Genomic DNA, 19,281 nt, shown 5'->3' on the forward strand with positions numbered 1-19,281 from the left:
CGAGCTCGATGCTTGACGCGTTACAACACGCACTTTCTAACTGGCCCTATGTCTCGCCTCACAGGTAAAAGCACGACGATCTGGGTCGTATCCGACGGTCGTCGCGGCATCGAGAACCAGGCGCTCGGCCTGGCCGAGGCCATGGCGCGGCAGATCGACGGCCCGGTCACGATCGACCGCGTCACGGTGCGCAAGGACGGCTTCGTCACCCTGCCGGCGCGGTCCGACCCGGACATCTGGATCGGTTGCGGGCGCGCCGCCATCCCGCTGGCACGTCGCCACAAGCGGATCTTCCCCGACAGTTACTTCATCTATGTGCAGGATCCACGCAGTCGGCATGGTGATTTCGACGTGATCATTGCGCCGCGACATGATCGTCTGCACGGCGATAATGTGATCACCATGATCGGCTCACCCAACCGGGTCACCGATGATGTGCTCGCGGCCGGCAAGGCAAGCTTTGCCACCGAGCTCGATGCCCTGCCCGGTAAACGCGCCGCCGTGCTGATCGGCGGCAATTCCAAGCGCTTCAAGCTCGATGACACCAGCGCCGATTATCTTGAGGCACGGCTCGACGATCTGTTGGCCCAGGGCATCGCGTTGATGATCACGGTGTCACGGCGAACGCCGGACCCAATGCGCGAGCGCTTTCGAAGGCATTTCGAGGCGAAGCCGGGAGCCTGGTATCATGACGGCGACGGACCCAATCCCTATTTCGCATTTCTGGCGGCGGCCGACTGGATCTTCGTGACCGAGGAATCAACCAACATGCTGGTCGAAGCCTGCACGACCGGCCGGCCGGTCTACGCCCTGCCGCTGACCGGCACGCCCGGCAAATTTGCCCGCCTGCACGCCGACCTGGAGGCCCATGGCGCCGTCCGTCCCTATCTCGGAGAGCTTGCGCAATGGACCTATGCACCGCTCGATGAAACCGGACGGGTCGCTGGCGAATGCCTGCGGCGCTACCGTCAACACGCTGGCGGGCTGACCGATGCGACGGGGTAGGCCGCAGCGCCGACTTGGATGGGAGAGATCATGACCCTGCAGGATGAAGCCGCCATTGTGGCGCGCCACGACAATGTCTGGCTGGCCAGCCAGCCCGGCGAAGCCGATTTGCAAGCCTGGGCCGAAGCCGGCGCGCGCCTCGTCATCAACTCGCGCACCCCGGAAGAGACCGCAAGCCTGCCTTTTGACCTCGCCGCAGCCGTGGCCGCGCTCGGAATGCGCTATGTCGAAATGCCGATCGGCGGCCAATACGGGGCCGATCCCGCCTTCACGCTGGCCTTGGCCGGGATATTGGACGACAGCGACGGGGCGGTCGTCATGCATTGCCGGTCGGGCACGCGCTCGGCCCATCTCTACGCCGCCCACCTGATCGCGACCGGCAAAGCGGGGACCGACCCGTTTGACACGATGGGATGGCCGGGCGGACGCGACCCCGGCATGGTTCGCGCCTTGTTGCCGCCGGTCGGTGAATAGCCACCCGTTGATCGCGCCCGGCCGATACGCCACGCAAGGCCGGGCTGCAAAGACGGGCAGGCAAAGCGCGGACGATTGCCTATATAGACATTCAATCCATCATCGGGGGGATTCGCCCCGTTCTGAATGACTTTGAGGTTCGACCATGTCCGAGACGCGTCACTCGCGCCTGATCATCATCGGCTCCGGCGCTGCCGGTTACACCGCTGCCATTTATGCCGCCCGCGCCATGCTCGAGCCGACGCTGATCGCCGGCCTGCAGCCGGGCGGGCAGCTGACCATCACCACCGATGTCGAGAATTACCCGGGCTTCGCCGATGTCATTCAGGGCCCTTGGCTGATGGAGCAAATGCGAGAGCAGGCCGAGAAAGTCGGCACTGACATGGTCTCCGACATCATTGTCGAGGCCGACCTCAAATCACGTCCCTTCGTGCTCAAGGGCGACAGCGGCACGACCTATACCGCCGACAGCGTCATCATCGCCACCGGCGCCCAAGCCAAATGGCTGGGGCTGGAGAGCGAGCAGACATTCCAGGGCTTCGGTGTTTCGGCCTGTGCGACCTGTGACGGTTTCTTCTATCGCGGCAAGGAAGTTGTTGTCGTCGGCGGCGGCAATACCGCGGTCGAGGAAGCTCTCTTCCTGACCAATTTCGCCTCCAAGGTCACCCTCGTGCACCGCCGCGACAGCCTGCGCGCCGAAAAGGTGATGCAGGACCGCCTGTTCAAGCACGAAAAGATCGAAGTCGTATGGGACAGCGCCGTCGAGGAAGTCCTTGGCGACACCAACCCGCCCGGCGTGACAGCTGTCCGCGTGAAGAATCTCAAGACCGGTGCGATGACTGATATTCCGGCCCACGGCTTCTTCGTCGCCATCGGCCATGCGCCGGCAACCGAGCTCTTCGCCGCCCAGCTGGAAACCAAGGAAGGCGGCTATCTGGTCGTCGAGCCCGGAACGCCGAAAACCTCCATCCCCGGCGTGTTCGCCGCCGGCGATGTGACCGACGACGTCTACCGTCAGGCCGTCACGGCGGCGGGCATGGGCTGTATGGCCGCGCTGGAAGCCGAGCGCTTCCTCGCCGCCCAGGAATAGGCGGGCGCCGATCACGCTGGACTGCGGCGCGCCGCGGCGGGAGACTGGGCTTCATGCTGGATGATCAGAGCACGACCCGGACCCGCATCATGCGCGCCGCCCTCGACCTCGTCGCAAACGACGGGTTCGCAGCCACGACGACGGCGGCCATTGCCCGGGCAACCGGATTGGCGGAAGGCACGCTCTATCGCCATTTCCCCGGCAAGGATGCGCTCTTCCTGGCGATCTATCGGCAGCTCAAACAGGAAGTGTTTGAGACGGTTCAGGCCAAGACCGTGCCCGGCGGTTCGCCGCGCGACCGTTTCGGCCAGCTGTGGATGGGCGTCTGGCACGCCTATCTCTCCGATCCGGCCGCCTTCACCTATGGCCAGCGCTTCGCCGAAAGTCCGCTATCGGGCAGCGAAGGTGTTGCCCATGAGGGGTTTTACCAGCACGTCGCCGATCTGATGCGCGACGGCCAGGAGGCCGGCCTCATCAAACCGCTGCCGGGATCCGTGCTGCGCGCCTTTTTCTTCCCGCCCCTCATGTCGATGCTGAAACAGGCCTTGGCCGGCCACACCTGGCAAGCAACAGAAATCGATGCCGCCATTGAGGCCGCATGGGACAGCTGGGCCGTCTGACGGTATAAATCACCAAGCGGCCCTTGCACCGGGCAACCTCGCGCACAATATGTGAGTGAGCGCTCACACGCAGCTTTTGCAAGCGTGCGCCCGGGAGCGTCTACCGCCAATCAAACGCCGCACGACATGCGGGCGGCATCGGGAGATCATCATGCTGAAACGCGAAATCGGACACAGCGGCATTTTCGTCAACGCAATTGGGCTGGGCTGTATGGGCCTGTCGGAATTCTATGGCCCGGCCGTGGAAACCCGCGACGGGGTCGCCCTGCTGCACGCCGCCATCGATGCCGGCGTCAATCATTTCGACACCGCCCAGCTCTATGGCATGGGCGCCAATGAACGCCTGCTCGGCGAAGCCTTCCACGACCGCCGTGACAAGGTCGTGATCGCCACCAAATTCGGACCGGTGCGCGACAGGCAGACCGGCGCCTTCCTCGATGTCGACGGCTCGGAGGCGAATATGCGCGCCGCCATCGAGGAGTCGCTGCAATTCCTGAAGACTGACCATGTCGACCTTTATTACCTGCATCGCGTCGACCTGAAGACGCCGATCGAGGAAACGGTCGGGGCCATGGCCAAGCTGGTTGACGAAGGCAAGGTGCGCGCGCTGGGCCTGTCCGAAGCCTCCGCCGACACGCTGCGACGCGCCAACAAGGTCCATCCGATCGCCGCCTTGCAGTCGGAATACTCGATCTTCTCGCGCGATATCGAGGATGGCTCCCTCAAGGCGGTCGACGAGATCGGCGCCTCACTGGTCGCCTATTCGCCACTCGGGCGCGGACTGCTGACCGGCAGCTACACACCGGATCATACACCGCAGAAGGGTGACTTCCGGTCCGCCGCGACGCAGCCCCGCTTCGAAACCGAGGCGTTCAAGGCCAATCTGGAACTGGTTGACGAGGTCAAGGCGGTGGCCGCCGCCCACAACGCCAAGCCGGCCCAGATCGCCCTGGCCTGGGTGCTCGGGCGCGGCGACAACGTGCTGACCATTCCGGGCACGACCAAGCTGGCCAATCTTGAGTCCAATCTGGCCGGGGCGGATATCGGCCTGACGACATCGGAGCGCGACCGTCTCAACGCGCTGGCGGACCGGGTCAAAGGGGCGCGCTATCCGGAAAGCCGGTCAAGCAATATCAACGCCTGACGCCGGATCGCTGCCATGGGACGTGTCTGTAATTTAAGGCACGTCCCTCTTGCCGCTTCGCGGCAGCCGGGTAGGGTACGCGCCCAATGCGGCCCGAAGGGTGTCGCCCGTGCACCGAACCCGGGGTTGTCGATGCGTATCATGTCAGTTGCCATTTTCCTGCTTCTCGCAATGACCGGCGGGGGGGCTTCTTTCGCAACTCAAAGCGACGGGCAAGCGACGGACTTTTCCCGGTTCGCACAGTCCGATCCCGACTCGCTCATTCACATTGACCACAGTGGCTGGACGCTCGTTTTGCGAGACATTGTCCTGAATGTGCCGCCGATGGACCGCAATCCGGAGCGGTCGCGCCCGATCACCACCGGAACCCGCCTCAGCACCGGGAATCTCAGCCGCTATCGGTATGAAGGCAACCGGGTTGTCTACCATTTGATGCCGGACGAATACCGCGACGCCATCACCACGCTGCGGCAAGATCTTGAAACCCTTCCGGACCGGATCGGCGGCCTGGAAGCGCTCAATCGCGATGAGCAACTCGCCTATTGGTTCAACCTTCACAACGTCGCCGTCGTCGAGCAAATTCTCGCGGCCTACCCGATCCGCAATATCAACCGGCTGCGGGCACCCGGATCCGACCAGTCCCTGTTCGAGGGGCCGCTCCTCACAGTCGCGGGCCAGACACTCAGCCTCAATGATATCCGCCTTCGGATCGTCTTTGAGCAATGGGATGATCCGCGGATCATCTACGGTTTTTTCAATGGGTCTGTCGGCAGTCCGGAATTGCGGCGGGCCGCATTCGAGGGCGATCAGGTCTGGGAGCAGCTGGATGCCAGCGCAGACGAATTCGTCAATGCGCTGCGGGGCGTTGATGTGCATCGTCGCAAATTGCGGGTTTCGCATGTCTATGACGACGCCCGCGGCCTGTTCGACAATTTCGACCGCGACCTTCGCCGCCACCTGCTTGCCTACGCCAACCCGGAAACCAGCAGCCAGTTGATGGGCGACCGTCCCCTGGAGACCAATGTGGCGGACTGGCAGATTGCCGACCTGATCAACGGTTCCTACCGCTGCCGCGGGAGCGGCGGCGCATCGCCCATGTTGTCCTATGGCTGGTCGGAACAGGGCAGCGGGATCGCGAACTCCTGCGGCGTCCTGCCGACAAACGGGCGCCTCTTGCTGAATGCCGTCGAGCAACGTCGTATCGAGCTGATCGGCGAAGGTCGTTATGGCGAGGTCTTCACAAACGACCTGCCCTCGCCGGATCCGGACGACACGAGACCGGACGAGCCCGCCAACGACGGCGCGGACTAGCAGGCTCGCGATTTGTGGCTTTCCGGATAGACTGCCCAAACCGATTCCATACGGGGAGTGAGCGGGCATGGACTGGGACAAGCTGAAAACGTTTCACGCGGCTGCGCAGGCCGGCTCCCTGACCAAGGCGGCCGACATGCTCGGCCTGTCGCAATCGGCCGTCAGCCGGCAGATCGCGGCACTGGAAGATGATCTCGGCGTAACCCTGTTCCACCGTCATGCGCGCGGCCTGATCCCGACCGAGCCGGGCAATCTGCTTTATGGCGCGGCGCACGAGATCGCCTCGAAAGTGGCGATCGCGGAGGCGCATGTTCACGACGCCCGCGACGAGCCCTCCGGTGAGTTGAAGGTGACGGCACCAACCGCGCTCGGCGCCATCTGGCTGGCACCTCGTCTGTCGGAATTTCACGACGAATATCCCAATATCCGCATCCGCCTGATGCTGGACGACCATGAGCTGGACCTGGCGGGTCTGGAGGCCGAAGTCGGCATCCGCCCCTGGCCCTCCACCCAGAACGATCTCGTCCAGCGCAAGCTGCTGTCGGTCCGCCAGCACCTCTATGCCAGCCACAACTATATCGAGCGCAAGGGTGCGCCGCGTACGCCGGCCGAGTTGGATGACCACGCGATTATCTATTACGGCCCACCGCAACTCGCACCGATTCCCGGCCTCGACTGGGCTGCCAAGGCCGGCCGCGAAGAAGGGGCAGCACCACGCCCGGCGGTGATCGAGGTCAATACGATCTACGGCGTGATGAAAGCCGTCGAAGCGGGCATGGGGATTGCCGCCCTGCCGGACTATGTGGCTCGTGAGAACCAGAAGCTCACGCGGGTCCTGCCGGACCTGGACGGCCCGGACTTCGAGGTGTTTTTCGTCTATCCCAGCGAACTCCGGGGCTCACGACGCATCGTCGCTTTCCGTGATTTCCTGATCGAGCAGGCGCGTCGCTGGCAAAGCTAGCCACAATTCTGCCGCATGATTTCCGGGAAAACAGGGACTTGCCCGATCGCCCCGCCGCCATCCCGACGATGCATGGCAACAATGTGGCTTGCGCTATTTTTTGCATAGCTGGCATGACGCGATAGCACTTCTGTTACCGGCAACAATCGCACATATACACACCCGACGCGGCGATCACGCCGCTCCTCGGATCTCCCCATCTGAGTTTTGTGCGCCCCTCCTCCCCATTTGGGCGCACAAATTTGCGCCGGGTCCCTCTCCTCCCCTTTAGGACCCGGCGCCATTTCTTTCGGGCTTCCCCGGCCCGCATCACAATGACTGCCCCGGCTCCAAGGAGCCGGGGCTTTTTTGTTCGATGCACAGCCAATGGCAGACAAACAAAAGCCCCGGTGCCGGGCACCGGGGCTCTCGTCAACGAACTGACCGGATGGGTCAGCCGATTGTGGAACGCAGCATCCAGGCCGACTTTTCGTGTTCGGTCAGGCGCGGCGTCAAAACGTCAGCGGTCGCTTCATCGCCATGCTCGCCGGCCAGGGCCAGCGCCTTGCGGATGGTGGCGACCACGGTCTCGTGACCCTTGAGCAGGTCGCGCAACATGTCATTGGCCTCGGTCGCCTCACCGCCAGACTTGATGGCCGCAGCTTCGGTCATCTCGGCATAGGAGCGCGGTGCGACGACATCGAGCGCCCGTATGCGTTCAGCGATGACGTCCGTGGCCATCCACAATTCATTGTACTGCGCCTCGAACAGGGCGTGCAGGTCGTGGAAACGCGGACCGGTGACATTCCAGTGATAGACATGCGTCTTGAAGTAGAGCGCATAGGTGTCCGCCAACACGGCCGTCACGGCTTTCGCCATCGCTTCGCGTTGTGCGTCGGTGAGGCCCATATTGATGCCCATGTCAGTCTCCTTGGTCGGTCTTGCGACGGCAGCGCCGCCTCTCACAGGCAGATGTAGGCTATCGGCAGTCATAAATCCAATCAGGATTTATTGGGCCTGACATTGATACGATCTATGACTAACGCAGCGATGCACAAAATCTCTGAATACGTTTGCCCGCTTCCGTCAGGACCTCATCCGACGTGGCGTAGGAAATCCGGAAACAAGGTTCGAGACCGAACGCCACGCCCGGCACCGCCGCCACGGCTTCCGCGCCCAGAAGCGCCGCGCAAAAATCGGTATCGGTCTTGATGACCGTCCCGTCCGGCGCTGTCTTGCCGATCGTGCCGGAACAATCGGCGAAAACATAAAAGGCGCCTTCCGGTGTCGGGGCGACCAGGCCCTCGGCGCCATTGATGGCTTCAAGGATCAGGTCGCGACGGCGCAGGAAGGCGGCATTGCGGGCCGTGAGGAAGTCATGCTCGCCGTTGAGCGCCGCGACCGAAGCCCATTGCGAGATTGAACACGGGTTGGACGTGGTCTGCGAGGCGACTTTCGCCATTTCCTTGATCAGCGCCGCCGGGCCGCCGGCATAGCCGATCCGCCAGCCGGTCATGGAATAGGCCTTGGAGACACCATTCATCGTCAGCGTGCGGTCATAGAGTTTCGGCTCGACCTCGGCGATGGTCGCGAACTCATAGCCGTCATAGACAATGTGCTCATACATGTCGTCGGTCATCACCCAGACATGCGGGTGTGCCAGCAACACGTCGGCCAGGGCGCCCAGCTCGTCACGGGTATAACCCATGCCGGTCGGATTGGACGGCGAGTTGAGGATCAGCCAGCGCGTCTTCGGTGTGATCGCGGCAGCCAACTGGTCCGGGCTGATCTTGAAGCGGTTCTCGATCCCCGCCTTGACCTCGACCGGCGTGCCGCCGACCAGGTTCACCATCTCGGGATAGCTGACCCAGTAGGGCGCTGGGATGATGACTTCATCGCCAACATTCAGGCTGGCCAGCAGCGCATTATAGATCACCGGCTTGCCACCGGTTGAGACGTGGATCTGGTTGGCCTCGTAAGTGAGGCTGTTATCCCGCCGGAATTTCTTGATGATCGCGTCCTTGAGCTCGGCGATCCCGTCGACATTGGTATATTTCGTCTCACCACGACGGATGGCGTCGATGGCCGCATCCTTGATGTGGTCCGGCGTGTCGAAATCCGGTTCGCCGGCGCCGAGCGAGATCACGTCAATCCCCTTGGCCTTGAGCTCGCGCGCCTTCTGGGTAACGGCAAGCGTGGCAGAGGGTTTGACGCGCTGAAGCGCGGCGGACGGCGTGAATGTCATGATCATGTCCCGGTAGAGCTCGGCTGGAGACAAAAACCCTAGTCCCGCTCGCCCGGCAGGCCAATCCCCCAGCCATGCATGTTCGCCGAAATGATGCGGCAATTTTGCATGGCTCGCGAAGTGCCCGGTCCGGGAAGCCGCCCCGACATCGCCCCAATTTTCCCCGCAATCGCCGTATTAACGCCCTGTCACACTCTTGATCGGGGACCAGCGTGAGCTCGGACAGGGAAGCCGGTCGCTCTGCACTCACCCTCGCACCGCGGGGCGACCGGCACATTTCGGGGAGGTTCGCATGGCGGCCGCACGCACACACACATCCGCCGGGTCACAGGCCTGGTTTGCACTGACACTCGCCATCATCGTCTTTGCGATTTCGCTGCTGCTCTGGTCGGACGCGAGAGCCGAATCCTTCGCCGACACGCCGGAGCCGACCGTAATCGACGAAACCCACATGGTGCGATTGTCCGAGATCAATGAAGGCGCGCTCCTGATCAAAACCATCGAGCCGGGTCGCTACATCCCCGCCCCGATGGTGGCCACTGACATCGCCTTCGACATTTCCGGACCGGTGATCCGTGCCACCATCACCCAGCGCTTTGAGAACCCCTCTGATGCCTGGGTCGAGGCGACCTATGTCTTTCCGCTGCCCGAAGACAGCGGTGTCGACCGATTGCGCATGCAGGTCGGCGACCGTTTCATCGAGGGCGAGATCCAGGAACGCCAGGCCGCGCGCCGCACCTATGAGGCGGCCCGCCGCAATGGCCAGCGCGCCAGCCTGGTCGAGCAGGAACGGCCCAACATGTTCACCACCTCGGTCGCCAATATCGGACCGGGCGAGACCATCATCGTGCAGCTGGAATACCAGAGCGTCGCGCGCTTTTACGAGGGCCGCTACGAGCTGCGCCAACCACTCGGCCTGACACCGCGCTATATCCCGCAAGACAGCGACTTCCTGCTGGCCTCGACCGGCTCCGACGGCAGCGCCGCCGTGCCGGATGCCGCCCGCATCACGCCGCCCATCCTGCACCCGTCCACGGAACCTGGCGACCAACTGCGCCTGCCGGTCACCATCACCGCCGATCTCGATGCCGGCTTTGCCCTCGGCGAAGTGGCCAGCCTCTACCATGCCACGCTGGTCGAGCGCCGCCCCGACGAGACCGCACACATCACGCTGGCCGCCGGCCCGATCCCGGCCAATCGCGATTTCGTGCTGACCTGGCGCGCCGCCGATCCGCACGCTGCCAGCGCCGCCCTCTTCATCGAGGAATGGCAAGGCGAGACCTATCTCCTCGCCCAGGTCCTGCCTCCGGCCGAGATGAGCGATGCCACCCCGCGCCGCGACCGCGAAACCATCTTCGTGATCGACAATTCCGGCTCGATGGGCGGCGCCTCGATGCGCCAGGCCCGGGCCGCCCTGATCACGGCGCTGCAACGCCTCGAGCCGACAGACCGCTTCAATGTCATCCGCTTCGACAACACGATGGACCAGGTCTTCCCCGAGGCTGTGCCCGCCAACGAAGCCAACATCAACACCGCCCTCGCCTTCGCCCGCCGGCTCGAGGCCCAGGGCGGCACCGTGATGTTGCCGGCCCTCAACGCGGCCCTGCACGACACGCGCAGCGAGAGCGACGAGCAGGTACGCCAGGTCGTCTTCCTGACCGATGGCGCGATCGGCAATGAGGCACAGCTCTTCTCCGCGATCGACAGCGGGCTGGGGCGTTCGCGCCTGTTTCCGGTCGGCATCGGCTCGGCGCCCAATTCCTACTTCATGAGCCGCGCCGCCCGGCTTGGGCGGGGCACCTTCACCCATATCGGACAGGTCTCCGAGGTCGAAGCCCGCATGGAAGCCCTGTTCACCGCCCTGGAACGCCCGGTGATGACCGATCTCGACGTGCTCTTCCCGCAGGACGCGCTCAGCGAGATCTGGCCGGCCCCACTGCCCGATCTCTATCATGGCGAACCGGTCACCCTGACCGCCCGCCTCGGTCGCCGCGACGGGGTGATGGTCATTGAAGGCGCGCTGGCCGGGGCGATGTAGCGCGAGACGCTGTCGCTGGCCAATGCCCGCGAGGGCCGCGGCATCGCCGCCCTGTTCGGTCGCAACCGGATCCGCGCCCTCGAGGAAGCCCGCTTCCAGGGCGCCAGCCAGACCGAGATCGACGCCGCCGTGCTGCAGACCGCGCTTGATTTTGGCCTTGTCTCCCGCCTGACCAGCCTGGTCGCCGTCGATGTCACCCCGGCCCGCCCGGAAGACACGCCGCTCGCCTCGCAAGACGTCCCGGCGATGATCCCGGACGGCTGGGATTTCGGCGCCGTCGCCCAGCGGCCAGCCGCAAATCAGCTCCAGGCGCTGCTGAACCGGTCGCGGCTGGACGTGCGCGCCGCCCCTGCTGCCGGTGGCGAGGCCGAACGTTCCAGCGGACTGGCCCTGCCGGCCACAGCCACACCGCGCGAGATCCTGATGGGGCTCGGCGCGTTGATGATGATCCTCGCCCTGATCTGGCTGGTCACCCGCCGCGAGGAGCGCTTGTGGTGACCGTCAAACCAACCCGCCTTTTCGCCCTTGGCCTGTTGGCCGCCGGTCTCTGCGTTTTCGCGCAAGGTGCCTGGATGGGGGTTAAGGCCGATATTGCGCAGGTCCTCCTCGCACAGTCCTGGACCCGCGCAATCGACGGGGAGTCCGCGTCCACACCATGGCCCTGGGCCGATTTTCGGCCCGTGGCGCGGCTCTCCGTCCCGTTTCTCGGCGAACACGCCATTGTCCTGTCCGACGGCGGCGGCGAAAGCCTCGCCTTCGGACCGGCCCTGCTCGACGCCTCGGCGCGCCCCGGCGCGCCGGGGGTCAGCGTGATCGCCGCCCACCGCGATACCCACTTTGCCTTCCTGGAACGCGTCGCGACCGGTGACCTGATCGTGATCGAACAACCCGGCGCAGCGCCGCTGCGCTTCCGGGTCACCGGCATGGAAATTGTCGATGCCGCCCGCTCGGGGATCGAACCGGCGATCGGTCCCGCCCGGCTGGCCCTGGTCACCTGCTGGCCTTTCGGCAGCCTGACCCCCGGCCCGGACCGCTATATTGTCTGGGCCGACGCAGAAACCGCAATCTGAGCCGGTCTTTTCCCGCCCGCCCCTCTGGCGTCAGCCACGCAGCTGGTCTAAGCAGGATGCGTGACGGCGGGGGCCGAGCGAAAGGATAACCGGGCGTGGTGTTTTCATCGCCCCTTTCCGAAGCCTTGCGCCGCCGTCTGACCGCCGGCGCGTCTGCGCTTGCCGTCAACCTCCTCATCATCGCCGGCCTTCTCTTCCTGCCGCGACCGGATGCGCCCCCCGTCGCGCATGATGTGCTCGACATCGTCTTCGTCCAACTGCCCGAACCGGTCGTTATTCCGGCGCCAGAACCCGTCATTGAGCCGGAACCAGAGCCGGAAAACGCGCCAGAGCCTGAGCCAGAGCCGGAGCCAGACCCCGCGCCCGAACCGGAACCAGAGCCGGAAACAATCCCCGAACCGACCCCGGCCCCGGCGCCCGAAGCCGAGCCCGTCACGGAACCTGCTGACACCGCGATGGCAGACCCCACCCAACCCGGCGACGCCGTTGAGGCGCCGCATATCCTCAGCGACACCAATCCGTTCAATGATAACCGCGCCGCCGTGCCCTTTCCCAACGGCTCCGGGAGCACACAATACGCGGTGCGCTCGGTCTTCTGCCTGTCGACCTCGGATGCCAATCGCCGGGCGCTGGCCTGCACACCGTCGGACGGCAGTGAAGGCCTGCCGATGCTGCAATTTGCCAGCGAGGAAAACATCGCCAAGGCCGAGGCCGCCTTTACCCAGATCACCGCTGACCAGATCCGCGCCCTGTTCGAGCGCAACGCCTATCCCGGCCGGGATCTCGGCGGGCAGGCAACCCTTGCCGATGCCAGCGGCCGGCCAACCTCCTCCGCCGACCAGATGCGCGACAGCCTGCCGCCACTGATCCCCGATCCCGCCTTCGGCGATTGACGCAGCGGCGCCGGACTTGTCCATTGCGGACATGAATTTCCTGTCCGACACTACCGCTCCCGCCCATCCCGCCCTGATCGACGCCATCGCGGCGGCCAACCGGGATTTCGCGCCCTCCTATGGTGCCGACCCCCTGACCGCCCAGGTCGAGGCACGGCTGAAGGCGGTTTTCGAGACCGACCTGAAACTCCTCTTCGCGGTTTCGGGCACCGCGTCCAACGCGCTTGCCCTGTCCGTCCTCTGCCCGTCGCATGGCGCCATCCTGTGCCATGACGAGGCTCATATTCACCGCGATGAGCGGGGCGCCCCGGAATTCTTCACCGGCGGCGGCAAGCTGATCCCGCTGAAGGGCGCACACGCGAAGATCGACCTTGCGGAACTCGACCGCGCCCTGGCCGAAATTCCCGAGGGATTTGTCCACACCAGCCCGGTGCGGGTCCTGTCCCTCTCCAATCTGTCCGAGAGCGGCACCGCCTATTCGCCGGCCGAAATCGACGAACGGGCCGGTCGCCTGCAGGATCGACCGGCTTTCGTGCATATGGACGGGGCCCGCTTCGCCAATGCCCTGGTCACGCTTGGCTGTACACCGGCCGAACTGACCTGGAAGGCCGGCATTGATGCGCTGTGTTTCGGCGCCACCAAGAATGGTGCCCTCGGAGCCGAGGCGGTCATCCTCTTCCCCTCCGTCATGGACCGGTTCGAGGAGTTGCAGGCACGCCAGAAGCGGGCCGGGCATATGGCCCCGAAAATGCGCTTCATGGCGGCCCAGTTCGACGCCTGGCTGGCTGATGATCTCTGGCTGGACCTCGCCCGCACGGCGAATGACCGGGCCCGGGCACTGGCGGCAGGCTTTCGCAACATCGACGGCGCCGAGGTTCTGCATCCGGTCGATGGCAACGAGATCTTCGTCCGCCTCGACGACGCCCTCGCCGCACGCCTACGCAGCGCCGGTGCGCAATTCTACCAATGGCCAGACGGCTCGGCCCGTTTCGTGACCAGCTGGTGCACCACCGAGGCGGAGATCGCATCGGCACTCGGCGCGCTCTGACACCCCTTGCGGTGGCAGAACAAAACAAGTACACTTTCTGCGTGCAGTCGGGAGGTCCGCATGTCGACCGAGTGGGGAGTCTTGTTTCATCTCGATGCGGTCCGCTTTGACGCCTGGGGCCGCGCCCTGATCGCCGACAGGCTCGCTGCCCGTCGCATGCAGGGCCTGCTGACCGAAGCCGATGCCATCGCCTGCCGCTCCGGTTGCGGCGCCCCGCTGAGTTGCGACACCGCCCTCATCCTGCGTGAGGAATTGACCGGGGTCGGGCCGGACCTGCTGATCAATAATGCCGACTTCGCGACCATTATCCGCAAGCGCAAGGCGGTCGGCGCCGAGGAGGCGGTGATCGTGTTTTCGCTTTACCGGCGGTATCCGGTCACGCAGGAGTCGCTGGAGTGGGCCTGACATGGAGACACCCGCGCTCGGGCGCCATGGCTGACAGTTCGAGACCCCCGTCCCGCCAGGACGGGCGTGGGCCCGTATCGCGACTACCGTCTGCGCACCGGTGCCCGCCGGGCCGGGCGCCGAACGACGCCAGTTCAAGAAATCTTAGCGCCTGGCGTGCCAACCTTCCGGCCAGCAACCGGAGAGAGACATCCATGCTACCGATGATCGCCCTTGCAGCCGCCCTGTCATCGGCCATGTTCGCCGCGGCCGACACGCCGGCAGCTGTGCTCAACGCGCTGAAACCTGTCGGCTCCAAACTCTTGCAAGATGAGTCTGCGCGCAGCCTCACGATTGAGGCCGACCTCAGACCGTTCGCCGCGCTGAGTCTGGACGATTTCGACCTGAGAAACGGTGAGTGGGAGCAGCCCCCCATGCGGTTTGCCTCCCAGATGGGCGAACCCCTGTCTTACACGGCCAGTACCACAGACACGAACGCCGCCATGTTCGGTAATTTGAATTTCTCGGTTTCTGAGGGTGCCGCGCTCAGGATCGATTTCGTGTGGGACCCGTCCGGTGCCCCCTCGTGCACAGTCAGCGGCCAGAATCTTGATCCACTCCCTGTAGAGGCTGAGCTGATCGATTCGACGCGCTTTTCCACGACCTGCAGGGTCGCGGTAGAGGGTCGCTAAACCATTCGCCGAACAAGGCGGCGGGGCATGGTCGGCGCCGTCCTGGGTTTAGCTCGCCGACTTTTCCTCATCACCATCGCGGCGCCACGGGCCGGCATAGCGCGGGTCCTGGCGACGCCGGCGATCGGGGCCGAAATAGGTCGGTGCCTTGATGAAGCGGCGCGGCCGCTCGATCAGCGCCGAGATGCGATGAAACAGGTCGACCGGACGCACCGGCTTGGCCAGATACTCATTCACCCCGGCATTGATCGCCTCGATCACCTTGGAGCGGTCGGTGTGACCGGTGACCATGACGATGGGCAGGTATTTATTGGCACTGTCCGACGCCGTGCGCACCAGCCGGGTAAATTCCAGCCCGTTCAGATCGCCCAACATGTAGTCGACCAGGGCGAAATCCGGATTGACATCCCGCATGGTCTCGAACGCGTCCGCCGCATCGCGCACTTCCACGATCGTCCGCACGCCAAACCCCTGCAGGATCGTACGCAGGATGGTCGACATGTGCGCATTGTCCTCAACGATCAGGACACGAATGCGGTCGAAGCTGCCGGACATGAAATCTCGCAGTGGCGAAAGGGAATCAATGAACCCGCCAATTGTGCACCGCCCGCCTTAACCAAGTCTTGACCGGGTCGGGCCGGTTCAGTCTAGGCTTTCGAGGTAAGCGATGATGTCGGCGGCCTCGATCTGGCGGGCGTAGTCCAAAGCGGTGCCGAGGGCAGGATGCCGCATGGCGCGATCCGCGCCAGCCTCGACCAGAAGCCGGACACAGGCGAGGTCCCGGCTGTAAACGGCGGCAAGCAGCGGGAAATTCCCGGTCTGCTCATTGACCCGGCTCGCCTCGGCGCCCGCCGCCAGCAAGACCTCGACAATCGCGGCATGCCCGTTCTGCGCCGCCTGCAGCAGCGGGAAGCCTCCGTCCTGTTCATCGGTCTGGTACGCCTCGGCGCCCGCCGCCAGCAAGGCCTCGACAATCACGCCATGCCCATTCTGTGACGCCTGCAGCAGCGGGAAATTCCCGCTCTGCTTATTGACCCGGTTCGCCTCGGCGCCCGCCGCCAGCAAGGCCTCGACAATCGAGCCATGCCCGTTCTGCGATGCCAGCAGCAGCGGGAAAGTCCCGTTCTGCTCATTGACCCGGTTCGCCGCGGCGCCCGCCGCCAGCAAGGCCGCGACGATCGCGCCATACCCGTTCTGCGATGCCAGCAGCAGCGGGAAACCTCCATCTTGTTCATCGGTCTGGTTCGCCTCGGCGCCCGCTGCCAGCAAGGCCTCGACAATCGCGCCATGCCCGTTCTGCGACGCCTGCAGCAGCGGGAAAGTCCCGTTCTGCTCATTGACCCGGTTCGCCTCGGCGCCCGCCGCCAGCAAGGCCTCGACAATCGCGCCATGCCCGTTCTGCGACGCCATCAGCAGCGGCAAATTCCCGCTCTGCTCATTGACCCGGTTCGCCTCGGCACCCGCCGCCAGCAAGGCCGCGACAATCGCGCCATGCCCCTCCTGCGATGCCATCAGCAGCGGGAAACTCCCACTTTGCTCATTGACCCGGTTCGCCTCGGCGCCGGCTGCCAGCAAGGCCTCGACAATCGCGCCATGCCCGTTCTGCGATGCCATCAGCAGCGGGAAAGTCCCACTTTGCTCATTGACCCGGTTCGCCTCGGCGCCCGCCGCCAGCAAGGCCGCGACAATCGCGCCATGCCCGTTCTGCGACGCCATCAGCAGCGGCAAATTCCCGCTCTGCTCATGGACCCGGTTCGCCTCGGCGCCCTCCGCCAGCAAGGCCGCGACAATCGCGCCATGCCCGTTCTGGGCCGCAAACAGTAATGGAAACACCGTGGATCCAGCCGGATTGACACAGGCGTCCAATTGGGAGGGCCCGGTCTCGGCAAGGACCGCGTGGCACAAAGATGCCAGACCGACATATGAAGCGAACAGCATCCTCTCAGCCGGCCCATCCCCATGCCCCGGCAGGAGTTCTGCGAGGCTGGGAAAGTCCGCCCCTTCCGGCAGCGGAATTGCGGCCAAGGCGTTGAAAACGTCCCGCATGCCGAGATCGTCCGCGTCTTCGGACAGGCGGACGAGGAATTCCAGTGTGGCCCGCGGATTGATGCGCCAGGCGTCTTCGATGATGGGGCCAAGGCGGCGGGCGGTGTCGTGTCGCTCGGCCGGTGGGAAAAAGCTGGCGCTCCAATCAAGGAAATACTCGGCGAAAAGGTCGGGTTCGCGGGCGGTGAACGCGGGCCACTCGCCGTCCAATCCCTCAGTAATGTTGCGACCGAGAAGGACCCAGGCCTGTTGAAAGGTCTTTTCCCAACCTTCGCCTGACGTGCCGTAATAACCCTCGTCGCGACGGCCCATCACATCGCCATGTCGAGCCGGATCGAGTGTTCCGACGATGTTGACGAGGCAAGCCAGGCGCACGGCAGCAGCGCTTGGTTTGAACGCGACGCTCTGACTTTTTTCCCAAAAGCGGGTGCGCTCGGATTGCAGGGCGAGCTTCAATGCACCGGCCAAGGATATCTCCGCCGCCCCGTCACCGCGCCGGATCAGGTCGGCAAAGACCATGGCCAGAAGCGGTCGCCGGGCCCGGTTGGCGCGGTTGAGAACCCCGCCCTCCCTGGCGTCGATCAGTTGCTTGAAGCGTTCGATCTCCGCCTCGTTCAGCGCCTCCAGCTCGTGTGAAGCCAGCCAAGACTGGCCGATCGACAGCAAGGCGTCATCATGGAGCGGCCCGAGCCAGAGCGCTGTGTCTGTATTGAAACAAACGGCCGCCGTGTCGAAAACGCCGATATTATTTCGGAATGGGGCAAACCAGAGCGCTTCATTGCCGCCACCTTCAGCCGTGTGACCGCCCCGAAAAGGCGCACGCTCGACGAAGAGCACACGAACCGGCCAGTCCAGTCCGCCTGCCTGGCCGCGCTGAATCAATTGGGCCAGCAGTCTCGCGCAGGCCGCTCCCTTGTCCGGCGCAGCCACATAATCGACGACAATCAGGGTTGGCCGATCAATCCGGATCGTCTCCCAATCTGCCGCCCGGCTCGACAGCTCGCCCCAGGACAGAAAACCGGCATGCCAATTGTTGATCAGGGCGAGATCGATCAGCTCCAGCGCCAGCCGGCTCTTGCCCTGCCCGGCATCCCCCGCGATCTGCCACCAGCGACAGGCTTCTGCATGCGGACCAAGGAATTCGAGCAAGGCCCTGAATTCTGCGTCGCGACCGGTAAATTCTGATTTCCTGGCGGTAAAAACGAAGTCGAGGAAATAGGCAACATCGGCGTCATTGGCCGAAAAGTTTGTCTCGCGTCCATCACGCGTAAGAAACAGATCCGGTTCGGCCAGACGGATGAGTCGCTGAACGCCGTCATCAACTTGATCGAGCACCACGCCCTGTGCCTGGATCTGCGCCTGCATCGCCGCCACGCGTGTGGTGAGATCCTGCACCAGTGCATGGGTCGAGGCGGTCAGTTCCAACGTTTCAGCCGTGAAGCTCAACAAGAAGCGTTTGGCCGAGCCGTCCTGCTTCGGGTCTTCCAGCGCCCCCTTCAGCAGGCCACGAAATGTCGCCGCCCAGCCGCGTTTGGGATCATGGAAACGCTTGAGAAACTCCTTGCCGCCCCGCAGCTCTTCCGGCGTCAGCGAGACCCGCACCATCCGCGCTTGCAGCGCCTCCAGCACAGCTTCCGCCGCGGCAGCGCCGGCGGCGTCCCGAAACCCCTCTATCGCCGCCGCGTCGGGACGATTGCCGGTTTCGCGAGACAGGACCTTTGACGCCTGGCGGAGAAGTTCGCGATCGCTGTCGTGGAAGCCTTCGAGCTCGCTGTCGTCAAACCGGGTTACGCCGCGCTTTCCGGTCAGGCGCTGTCCGACGCGCGACCAGAACCCTGTCTGGCCGATCAATGCTTCATCGCGCGGATCGGCCTTCGGTCCAGGCGGATGTTTGAGCGCGTAAGCGGCGGTGCCGTAGATCTCCTTGAGGGTCGGATTCTGCGAGAATTTCGCCGTTCCATCAGCATCCAGCTCGCGGGCAATCTCGCGCACCGCCGACCATTTCGCCCGATAGACCAGGCTCAATAGCGTGTGGTTACTGCCCAGGGTCAGGCCGCGCTGGCGCTCGGCGTCCGACAGCAGGCTCTGCCCCGCCTTGACCGCCAGATAGCCACCCAGGCTCGTCCCGCCATCCACAACAGCGGCCGCCGCGAACAGGCCGAGCGTCGGCATCTCGCCGGACCCGAAATCGGCGCAGGCATTGAAGACCTGATTGCTGAGTTGTCCCAGCGAGAGCGTCATCCGCACCCCCCGATTGCAGACCAAGCGACTGACAGGCTTG

Annotated in this window: 18 protein-coding genes; 14 read left to right on the plus strand and 4 right to left on the minus strand. The window is 64.5% G+C overall.

The annotated features are described in order from the left end of the window. Nucleotides 1–48: 48 nt before the first annotated feature. The 7 genes from AWH62_RS02975 to AWH62_RS03005 all read left to right on the plus strand — a co-directional run bounded on the left by AWH62_RS02975 (nt 49) and on the right by AWH62_RS03005 (nt 6,605). Entirely contained in the window at nt 49–1,005 is a 957-nt protein-coding gene (locus AWH62_RS02975) for a mitochondrial fission ELM1 family protein (RefSeq protein ID WP_075188999.1), read from the plus strand. A gap of 30 nt (nt 1,006–1,035) precedes the next feature. After that, nucleotides 1,036–1,479, plus strand: coding sequence for a beta-lactamase hydrolase domain-containing protein (locus AWH62_RS02980; protein ID WP_158025544.1), 444 nt, complete (start codon nt 1,036–1,038; stop codon nt 1,477–1,479). Nucleotides 1,480–1,624: 145 nt separating this feature from the next. Then, complete coding sequence (trxB, locus tag AWH62_RS02985) at nt 1,625–2,569, plus strand: thioredoxin-disulfide reductase (RefSeq protein ID WP_075189001.1); 945 nt, start codon at nt 1,625–1,627, stop codon at nt 2,567–2,569. A 53-nt stretch (nt 2,570–2,622) separates the two neighbouring features. After that, nucleotides 2,623–3,189 carry a TetR/AcrR family transcriptional regulator gene (locus AWH62_RS02990; protein ID WP_075189002.1) on the plus strand — a complete coding sequence of 189 codons (567 nt, stop codon included), beginning with the start codon at nt 2,623–2,625 and terminating at the stop codon, nt 3,187–3,189. Between the two features lie 151 nt (nt 3,190–3,340). Then, nucleotides 3,341–4,333 (plus strand): aldo/keto reductase, encoded by a 993-nt coding sequence (locus tag AWH62_RS02995; protein WP_075189003.1) that lies wholly within the window; start codon nt 3,341–3,343, stop codon nt 4,331–4,333. Nucleotides 4,334–4,627: 294 nt separating this feature from the next. Further along, nucleotides 4,628–5,644, plus strand: coding sequence for a DUF547 domain-containing protein (locus tag AWH62_RS03000; RefSeq protein WP_158025545.1), 1,017 nt, complete (start codon nt 4,628–4,630; stop codon nt 5,642–5,644). 67 nt (nt 5,645–5,711) lie between these two features. Next, the gene (locus AWH62_RS03005) at nt 5,712–6,605 is read left to right on the plus strand and encodes a LysR family transcriptional regulator (protein WP_075189005.1); all 894 of its coding nucleotides are present in this window, start codon (nt 5,712–5,714) and stop codon (nt 6,603–6,605) included. Nucleotides 6,606–7,037: 432 nt separating this feature from the next. On the opposite strand, the gene AWH62_RS03010 is transcribed toward AWH62_RS03005, so the two are convergent. Both AWH62_RS03010 and AWH62_RS03015 read right to left on the minus strand, forming a co-directional pair. Further along, nucleotides 7,038–7,505, minus strand: a complete 468-nt coding sequence (locus tag AWH62_RS03010) for a Dps family protein (protein WP_075189006.1) — start codon at nt 7,503–7,505, stop codon at nt 7,038–7,040. A 118-nt stretch (nt 7,506–7,623) separates the two neighbouring features. Then, nucleotides 7,624–8,829, minus strand: a complete 1,206-nt coding sequence (locus AWH62_RS03015) for a pyridoxal phosphate-dependent aminotransferase (RefSeq protein WP_075189110.1) — start codon at nt 8,827–8,829, stop codon at nt 7,624–7,626. 292 nt (nt 8,830–9,121) lie between these two features. On the opposite strand from AWH62_RS03015, the gene AWH62_RS03020 reads away from it, so the two are divergent. The 7 genes from AWH62_RS03020 to AWH62_RS03045 all read left to right on the plus strand — a co-directional run bounded on the left by AWH62_RS03020 (nt 9,122) and on the right by AWH62_RS03045 (nt 14,954). Next, nucleotides 9,122–10,867, plus strand: a complete 1,746-nt coding sequence (locus AWH62_RS03020; protein ID WP_083634959.1) for a marine proteobacterial sortase target protein — start codon at nt 9,122–9,124, stop codon at nt 10,865–10,867. 129 nt (nt 10,868–10,996) lie between these two features. Continuing rightward, nucleotides 10,997–11,365, plus strand: coding sequence for a hypothetical protein (locus tag AWH62_RS16610; RefSeq protein WP_083634960.1), 369 nt, complete (start codon nt 10,997–10,999; stop codon nt 11,363–11,365). Then, nucleotides 11,362–11,937, plus strand: coding sequence for a class GN sortase (locus AWH62_RS03025; RefSeq protein WP_143742895.1), 576 nt, complete (start codon nt 11,362–11,364; stop codon nt 11,935–11,937). The genes AWH62_RS16610 and AWH62_RS03025 overlap by 4 nt, the downstream gene beginning before the upstream one ends. Nucleotides 11,938–12,035: 98 nt before the next feature. Next, complete coding sequence (locus AWH62_RS17065; RefSeq protein WP_198928857.1) at nt 12,036–12,830, plus strand: hypothetical protein; 795 nt, start codon at nt 12,036–12,038, stop codon at nt 12,828–12,830. 16 nt (nt 12,831–12,846) lie between these two features. Then, nucleotides 12,847–13,878 (plus strand): low specificity L-threonine aldolase, encoded by a 1,032-nt coding sequence (locus tag AWH62_RS03035; protein ID WP_233128246.1) that lies wholly within the window; start codon nt 12,847–12,849, stop codon nt 13,876–13,878. 60 nt (nt 13,879–13,938) lie between these two features. Continuing rightward, nucleotides 13,939–14,283: a hypothetical protein gene (locus AWH62_RS03040; RefSeq protein ID WP_075189009.1), complete on the plus strand. Its 345-nt coding sequence runs from the start codon at nt 13,939–13,941 to the stop codon at nt 14,281–14,283. 194 nt (nt 14,284–14,477) lie between these two features. After that, entirely contained in the window at nt 14,478–14,954 is a 477-nt protein-coding gene (locus AWH62_RS03045) for a hypothetical protein (RefSeq protein ID WP_075189010.1), read from the plus strand. 48 nt (nt 14,955–15,002) lie between these two features. Here the strand turns inward: AWH62_RS03045 and AWH62_RS03050 are convergent, their stop codons facing one another. Both AWH62_RS03050 and AWH62_RS03055 read right to left on the minus strand, forming a co-directional pair. Then, nucleotides 15,003–15,509 (minus strand): response regulator, encoded by a 507-nt coding sequence (locus AWH62_RS03050; protein ID WP_075189011.1) that lies wholly within the window; start codon nt 15,507–15,509, stop codon nt 15,003–15,005. An 87-nt stretch (nt 15,510–15,596) separates the two neighbouring features. After that, nucleotides 15,597–19,241: an ankyrin repeat domain-containing protein gene (locus AWH62_RS03055; protein ID WP_075189012.1), complete on the minus strand. Its 3,645-nt coding sequence runs from the start codon at nt 19,239–19,241 to the stop codon at nt 15,597–15,599. Nucleotides 19,242–19,281 lie beyond the last annotated feature (40 nt).

Origin of the sequence: Maricaulis sp. W15, assembly GCF_001924955.1 — a bacterium.
Lineage (GTDB): Bacteria > Pseudomonadota > Alphaproteobacteria > Caulobacterales > Maricaulaceae > Maricaulis > Maricaulis maris.